A 5252-nucleotide genomic window follows, 5' to 3' on the forward strand; every position below is an offset into this window, starting at 1 on the left:
GATGGTTCCAGCTGAGGCTGACTATGTGGCCGAAGCGCTGAAAGAAGCTGACAGCATCGTAATCGTACCGGGTTACGGTATGGCGGTAGCACAGGCTCAGCAGTCTGTTTCCGAGCTCACCAAGCGCCTGCGCGCCAAGGGCAAGGAAGTCCGCTTTGCGATCCACCCAGTGGCGGGCCGTTTGCCGGGCCACATGAACGTGTTGCTCGCTGAAGCCAAGGTGCCTTACGACATCGTTCTGGAAATGGACGAGATCAACGACGACTTCCCGAACACCGACGTGGTCATCATTATCGGCGCAAACGATATTGTGAACCCGGCGGCTCAGGAAGATCCGAACTCGCCAATCGCCGGTATGCCGGTTCTGGAAGTGTGGAAGGCCAAGCAGGTGTTTATCTCCAAGCGTGGTCAGGGCACCGGTTACTCCGGTATCGAGAACCCGCTGTTCTACAAAGAAAACAGCCGCATGTACTATGGTGATGCGAAAGGTTCCATCGACAAGCTGCTCCAGCTCGTCGACTAACCAAAGCACCACAAACAAAAACAACAAAGCCCCCGCCATAAACGGGGGCTTTGCCGTTTAGAGCTGCTTCAATCGCCGCTGATATCAAGCCCCATGGCCATCAGCAAATGATGTTGTTGATCGGCAGACACCGTCATACCCCGATAGCCTTTGAGCCTACGAAGATCGAGCCCCAGCAGCTTCGCCCCTTTCAGGTTCGCCTTGGTAAGATCAGCGTCTTGCAGCTCCGCACTGTTTAGATTGCAAGCAGAAAAGTTGGTGCCCGATAGATCGCTACGCGAAAGATCCGCACCTGATAAATTGGTGCCTTTGAACACCGCAAAAGGCAGAACCAACTCTGTCAAAGACGCGTAGGCCAAATCACACTCTTTAAACGCGATGTGGCTCTTTAAGACCCCACGAGAAAACCGGCGCGAGAACTCACAATCAACAAAGCTTGAACCGCGCATCATGCAATCGCTGAAAACCGCGCCATAAAGAGACGATCCCTCAAACTGGCTGAGCTGCAAGTCACAGTTTGTGAATTGACTACTGTTCAGCTCACAATTCCAGAAGCTACTGCCAGCTTTTTGCGAGGGATCATAGAACCGGCAATTCTTGAACTGCGCATCGTTAAGCTCGCAGCTTCGAAAAGACGTTCCGGTGAATATGCAGTCTTCCCAAAGCGTATCACTCAGGTCTGCCTCTGTGAGACTTCCCCTCTCACCCACGAAACATTTTTTAAATCGTGCGCCGTCCAAAGCTGCTTCAGAAAAATCAATGCCTGTTAGATCAAAGCCCATAAGCACTTCTTCGTGCTTAATGTATCTTCGAAACTGATCTTGATTGAGTCGTTGCATTGGATTCGGCAGCCTTCGGTAATGCAGAGCAAAGAGTGAAAAGGCGTAGCATGGGATGGAAGACATATCCATCAAGAGGCGCATTTCATATCATTTTTGCCCTCTTTGTCTTAGTTGCCCAAAACGTAAGCTCGTCGCATACTGTTGCTAATTTGAGTTATCCAGCTGGGAAGGGACACCTCAAGAAACCAACGCTCTGTTCGTTTTATTGCAGTGTCACGGCGATACCGTCGGCAGGGCAACCGGCCTTGCATCTGGATATCGATGTTTAGAGGGAAACCATGTCTGAAGCCTATATTTATGACGCGATCCGTTCGCCACGGGGTAAGGGCCGCAAGGACGGTAGCCTGCAGGAGGTCACCTCCGTTCGCTTGTCTGCCTTCGTCCTCAATGCCTTGAAAGAGCGGAACAACCTCACAACACGCGAGATTGAGGACGTTGTGTGGGGCAACGTCACCCAAGTTGGAGAACAGGGCGCTTGCCTTGCCCGCGCTTCGGTTTTGTATTCTGACTACGACGAGCAGGTACCGGGCCTTTCCATCAACCGTTTCTGTGCATCCGGCATGGAAGCGGTAAACCTTGCCGCAAACCAGATTAAGGGCGGCGCAGGTGAAGCCTACGTAGCGGGCGGCGTGGAGATGATGGGCCGCGTGCCGATGGGCTCTGACGGCGGCGCAATGGCTGCTGACCCATACCTTGCTATGAAGACCTACTTTGTACCGCAGGGCATTTCCGCCGATATCATCGCCACCGAATACGGTTTCTCCCGCGATGACTGCGATCTCTACTCAGTAGAAAGCCAGCGCCGCGCCGCTCTGGCATGGGAAGAGAACCGTTTCGCCAAGTCTATCGTGCCGGTAAAAGACCAGAACGGCATCACTATTCTTGACCGCGACGAATATATGCGTCCGGGCACCGATATGCAGGCAATGGGCGCTCTGAAAGCAGCCTTTAAGGATATGGGCGAGGTCATGCCGGGCTTCGACAATCTGGCTCTCATGAAGTACCCGCATCTTGAGAAGATCAACCATGTTCACCACGCAGGTAACTCTTCCGGTATCGTAGATGGTGCAGCAGCGCTTCTCATCGGCTCCCGAGAGTTTGGTGACAAGATGGGCCTCAAGCCGCGCGCCCGCATCCGCTCCACTGCTAAAATCGGCACGGACCCAACCATCAACCTCACCGGTCCTGTTCCGGTTACTGAAAAGATCCTGCGCGAGAGCGGCATGACCATCTCCGACATTGATCTGTTCGAAGTCAACGAAGCTTTCGCGGCGGTCGTGCTGCGCTTCATGCAGGCGTTTGATGTGGACCACAGCAAGGTCAACGTGAACGGCGGTGCAATCGCCATGGGTCACCCACTGGGCGCAACCGGCGCGATGATCATCGGCACGGCTCTTGATGAACTGGAGCGCACCGGTAAAGGCACAGCACTGGCAACCTTGTGCGTCGCCGCTGGCATGGGCGCTGCAACCATCATCGAACGCGTATAAGGGAGGGCAACACGATGGCTGATTTTCATTTTGACGTAGACGCCGACGGCATTGCCACCATTACGTGGGATGTTGCTGGCAAATCCATGAATGTGGGCTCTCTTGAAGGCCTTGAGCTTCTAAACGAACTCGTCGATCGCGTTCTCACCGATGATGCAATCAAGGGCGCGGTCATTACCTCCGGCAAGAAAGACTTTGCCGCTGGTATGGACCTCAACGTTCTCTCCGATATGCGCCATGCTGGCGGCGAGAATCCTGCCGAGAACGTGTTCAACGGCATCATGCGCATTCACCAGCTGTTCCGTAAAATCGAACGCGCTGGCCTTGATCCGAAAACCAACAAGGGCGGCAAACCTATTGCAGCAGCACTTCCAGGTACAGGCCTTGGTCTTGGTCTGGAACTGCCTCTTGCCTGTCACCGTATCTTCGTCGCTGACAATCCGAAGGCAAAGATCGGTCTACCGGAAATCCTCGTCGGCATCTTCCCGGGTGGCGGCGGCACCGTACGCCTCGGCTTGAAACTTGGCGCTATGGCAGCCTCTTCCCTTATCCTTGAAGGCAAGATGCTTGACCCGAAAAAGGCCAAGGCTCAGGGCGTGGTTGATGAAGTCGTTCCAGCGGACGAGCTGCTCTCTGCTGCGAAAGAATGGGTCAAGAACGCAAAAGACGCTGATATTGTGAAGCCATGGGATGCCAAAGGCTTCAAAATTCCGGGCGGCGGGCCTTACCATCCTGCAGGCTTCATGACCTATGTGGGCATGAGCGCCGTCGTCCTTGGCAAAACCCAAGGCGTCTATCCAGCGGCTAAAGCAGCAACCTCTGTGCTCTATGAAAGCGCTCAAGTGCCGTTCGATGCAGGTCTTAAGATCGAGGCGCGCTGGTTCACCAACGTACTGATGAACCCGTCCTCATCCGCGATGATCAAGTCCCTCTTTGTAAACAAAGAAGCTCTTGAGAAAGGCGCCGTCCGTCCAGCGGGTGTGCCGGACATGTCGGTAAAGAAAGTCGGCGTGCTAGGTGCAGGCATGATGGGCGCAGGCATTGCCTATGTTTCTGCTAACGCCGGCATTGAAGTTGTCCTCCTCGATACAACTGAAGAAGCAACCGAAAAGGGTAAAGCCCACGCGGCAGGCATTCTTGATGGCGGTATCAAGCGCAAGAAAGTTACGCCTGAGAAAAAGGAAGAGGTGCTAAGCCGCATCCACACAACAACTTCTTATGCGGACCTATCTGGCTGCGATCTCATCGTAGAGGCCGTATTTGAAGATGTGGGCGTGAAGGCAGAAGTAACAAAGGCTGCAGAAGCGAACCTCCCAGAAAACGCCATCTTCGCAACCAACACCTCTACGCTGCCAATCACGGAGCTGGCTAAAGCAAGCCACAACGATGAACGTTTTATCGGCATTCACTTCTTCTCTCCAGTTCACAAGATGATGCTCGTAGAGATCATCAAGGGTAAGAAAACCGGCAAAGAAGCTGTTGCCAAAGCGCTGGACTTTGTACGCCAGATCAAGAAGACACCGATCGTCGTTAATGACGAGCGTTTCTTCTATGCTAACCGCTGCATCATCCCTTACCTCAACGAAGGTTTGCGCATGGTCGGTGAAGGCGTAAACCCAGCGCTGATCGAAAACGGCGCCAAGCTGCTTGGTATGCCTCTTGGCCCGCTTCAGTTGGTTGACGAGACATCCATTGACCTTGGCTACAAGATCATGACGGCAACCAAGGCCGCAATGGGCTCTGCATATGACGCCAGTGTTGCGGACGATGTAACAATCGCCTTGTACGAACAGGGCCGTTTGGGTCGTAAATCCAGCGCTGGCTTCTACGACTACGACGCGAAAGGTAAGCGGACCCAGCTTTGGGAAGGCCTTGCTGAGCAGTGGCCTGAAGCAGATGTACAGCCAGAACTCTCTACCGTTCAGCATCGCATGATCATGGCACAGGTTCTGGAAGCAGTGCGTGCATTGGAAGGTGGCGTTCTGGAAGATATCCGCGAAGGCGATGTGGGTGCGATCCTTGGCTGGGGCTTCATGCCTTGGTCCGGCGGTCCGTTCAGCTGGCTGGATATGATTGGAGCGGCCAGAGCTGTAGAGATCTGCAAAAACCTTGAGGACCAGTATGGCCCTCGCTTTAAAGCACCTGCTCTTCTTGAAGAAATGGCAGCAAAAGGCGAGACCTTCTACGGGCGCTTCGGAACAGCCAAAGCTGCCTAATTATCCAATGTTCTATACAAACACCAAACGCCGCGATCTCTCGCGGCGTTTTTCTTTGCTAGGTGCCATCTCGGTAGTTTCGAGGTCCAGCCCCATTAGTCTGATCCCAGAAACGAAAAAACCCACTAGCGCTAAGCTGGTGGGTTTTGAATTTGGTTGCGGGGGTAGGATTTGAACCTAC

General features: G+C 53.8%; 4 protein-coding genes. 3 read left to right on the forward strand and 1 reads right to left on the reverse strand.

Translation table 11 applies throughout. From position 1 onward, the window contains the following. Nucleotides 1-523, forward strand: a 523-nt coding sequence (locus tag E1162_RS00160; protein WP_257098531.1) for an NAD(P)(+) transhydrogenase (Re/Si-specific) subunit beta, incomplete at its 5' end; no start/stop codon positions are given. 68 nt (nucleotides 524-591) lie between these two features. Here the strand turns inward: E1162_RS00160 and E1162_RS00165 are convergent. Next, nucleotides 592-1434: a pentapeptide repeat-containing protein gene (locus E1162_RS00165; RefSeq protein WP_257098532.1), complete on the reverse strand. Its 843-nt coding sequence runs from the start codon at nucleotides 1432-1434 to the stop codon at nucleotides 592-594. Nucleotides 1435-1643: 209 nt separating this feature from the next. On the opposite strand from E1162_RS00165, the gene E1162_RS00170 reads away from it, so the two are divergent. Further along, a complete protein-coding gene (locus tag E1162_RS00170; protein ID WP_155125418.1) occupies nucleotides 1644-2855 on the forward strand; it encodes an acetyl-CoA C-acetyltransferase in 1212 nt (403 codons plus the stop codon). Between the two features lie 14 nt (nucleotides 2856-2869). Next, nucleotides 2870-5071: a 3-hydroxyacyl-CoA dehydrogenase NAD-binding domain-containing protein gene (locus E1162_RS00175; RefSeq protein WP_155125419.1), complete on the forward strand. Its 2202-nt coding sequence runs from the start codon at nucleotides 2870-2872 to the stop codon at nucleotides 5069-5071. Nucleotides 5072-5252: the final 181 nt, after the last annotated feature.

This window comes from Pseudovibrio flavus, assembly GCF_009711345.1.
In the GTDB taxonomy this organism is placed as follows: domain Bacteria; phylum Pseudomonadota; class Alphaproteobacteria; order Rhizobiales; family Stappiaceae; genus Pseudovibrio; species Pseudovibrio flavus.

Coding starts and splice junctions, on each gene's coding strand:
- E1162_RS00165 (WP_257098532.1), bottom strand. CDS start 1,434: ATGGATATGTCTTCCATCCCATGCTACGCCTTTTCACTCTTTGCTCTG.
- E1162_RS00175 (WP_155125419.1), top strand. CDS start 2,870: ATGGCTGATTTTCATTTTGACGTAGACGCCGACGGCATTGCCACCATT.
- E1162_RS00170 (WP_155125418.1), top strand. CDS start 1,644: ATGTCTGAAGCCTATATTTATGACGCGATCCGTTCGCCACGGGGTAAG.